Source organism: Psychroflexus sp. MES1-P1E, assembly GCF_002836055.1.
Lineage (GTDB): Bacteria > Bacteroidota > Bacteroidia > Flavobacteriales > Flavobacteriaceae > Psychroflexus.
Genome location: NZ_PJBS01000262.1, coordinates 1 through 1,956 on the forward strand (window position 1 = coordinate 1; position 1,956 = coordinate 1,956).

Below are 1,956 nucleotides of genomic sequence, written 5' to 3' on the forward strand. Positions count from 1 at the left end.
ATTCGAAAAGTTGGTAATTACCCTTATAAGTATAGACGTGCATCTCAGGATTATGCTTTTTTTTTTAAAATTATAAAGCATTTTAAAGCTGAAAATTATCCGGAAATTCTGGTTAACTATATTTCAGAGCCAAATTCCATTTCGACCAAAAAAAGGAAACTTCAAGTATATAATAGAATTCTAATAATTATCGATAATTTTTATTTTGGATATTATCCAATCAAAGGAGTTTTCAGGAACGTTCTTTTATTGCTACTTTCAAGAACCTTTACTGACAGAATAAAAAAGTTATTAAAAAAATGAAAAATGAACTTTTCCTAAATAAAATATATCTTTTACTTTGGGTTGCTTTTGCTTTTTTCCTGCCATTTTCAAAAGCTCTACCTAATTTGCTTTTAATTCCTATTTTAATACTTTTTCTTTTTTTAACCAAATACAAGGAAATTCATTTTTCATGGAAAAATGGGTTTTTATTTTTAATCATATCTGTTGCATGGATTAGTGTTTCAATGATTATTCAAGGAGGTGTAGATGAGACCTTAAAACTAATCTTAAAATTTTATTTCCTTATAGGAATCTTTTTCCTTTCAAAAAGTTTGAATAGGAATAATTTTATTATACTATATGGATTTATTGGTGGATGCATTATTCAGTTTTTGATTTCTGCCTTTAGTATTATCAAATTTTATCTAGAGAATGGATATATTAAGTTAGATATAGGGGGAGGGGTAAACGAAATCCTTCATGGTGAGAGACCATATATTGGATTTACGTTTGCCCTAAGTATTCTTTTTAGCCTATTTATTATTAGAAAATTCAAATATCAATGGCTTTACATTTGGGTTGGCTTAGCAACAGGTTTCCTTTTTTACATTTCCGCCAGACTAGCAACAGGAATGTGCATTTTGATTTTAATTCATCATATTTATGAGACTTTTAAAAAGCGTAAAGCCTTTTTTTTTATAATAAGTTTCGTTCTTGCTTCGTTAATAACTGTTGGGTTTTTTTTCAACGAAAACTTTCAAAAGAGAATGCGTTTGGAGAATGATTTAGGATCTACTTATGAGAAATTTAAAGTTTACGAACCTAGGTTCATAATATGGAGTTGTGCCATAGAGGTAAGTCATAATATGAGACCCATTCTTGGACTTGGAAATTTAGAAACAATCGAAAAAAATTTACTAAACTGTTATTCGTCTAAGATACCTAATAACCGAAAAAATAAATTGAAATACTATCAGGAAACGGCTTTTAATACACATAATCAATTCCTTAATTTTCTTTTGTTAGGAGGTTGGCCAGCCTGTTTATTATTGATTTTGTTTTTCTTGGTTTCTTTTTATAGGTCAAATAGTATTTTATATACCATAACTCTTGCCATGTTTCTGATCTTCTTTATTTTTGAAAATGTTCTTTACCGACAATTAGGAATTCATCTAGCTGGACTTTTATTTGGATTATTAAATACAAACTTATTAGCAGAAAATAAAAAATTTAATACGTAAAAAATGCAAAAATTAAAGTTGCACATATATTGCATTATGTAGGAGGTATGGACGTTTATTTACGACTTATACCAGGGAATTTAAATTATAACCATTTTGAAAATTTTGTAATTCATTGACAAACTCATATAAACCGAGAATTTAAAGATCATAACTAAAAAACTCTTCCAACATTTCAAACAAGCATATCAAGAAATATTAATCTAATAAAAGTTCTTAAAGCTTTACTGGACATAATTCTGTTTTTAAAAAAAGAAAGATCAGATTTAATGTGTCGTCATAGTTCTAAAGGAGTAATTTTAGGTAGAATTTCATTTTTTTTCAGAATCTCCTGTTTCCATACACCTCAGGCATACTCATATCTTGGTGAAGAAAATAAATTAAAAAAGGATTGTTTTTAGGTGTAAAAAAATTTCTTCCTATTTAAACAATAAAATATTAGCTTCTTCTA

The 1,956-nt window shown here is 27.5% G+C and carries 1 protein-coding gene and 1 pseudogene; both read left to right on the forward strand.

Annotated features, from left to right (window positions below; all coding sequences use genetic code 11):
- Nucleotides 1–303, forward strand: a pseudogene (locus CXF67_RS18465) (glycosyltransferase); the annotation flags it as partial.
- Complete coding sequence (locus CXF67_RS09570) at nucleotides 300–1,505, forward strand: O-antigen ligase family protein (RefSeq protein ID WP_102088558.1); 1,206 nt, start codon at nucleotides 300–302, stop codon at nucleotides 1,503–1,505. The pseudogene CXF67_RS18465 and the gene CXF67_RS09570, both read left to right, overlap by 4 nt.
- Nucleotides 1,506–1,956 lie beyond the last annotated feature (451 nt).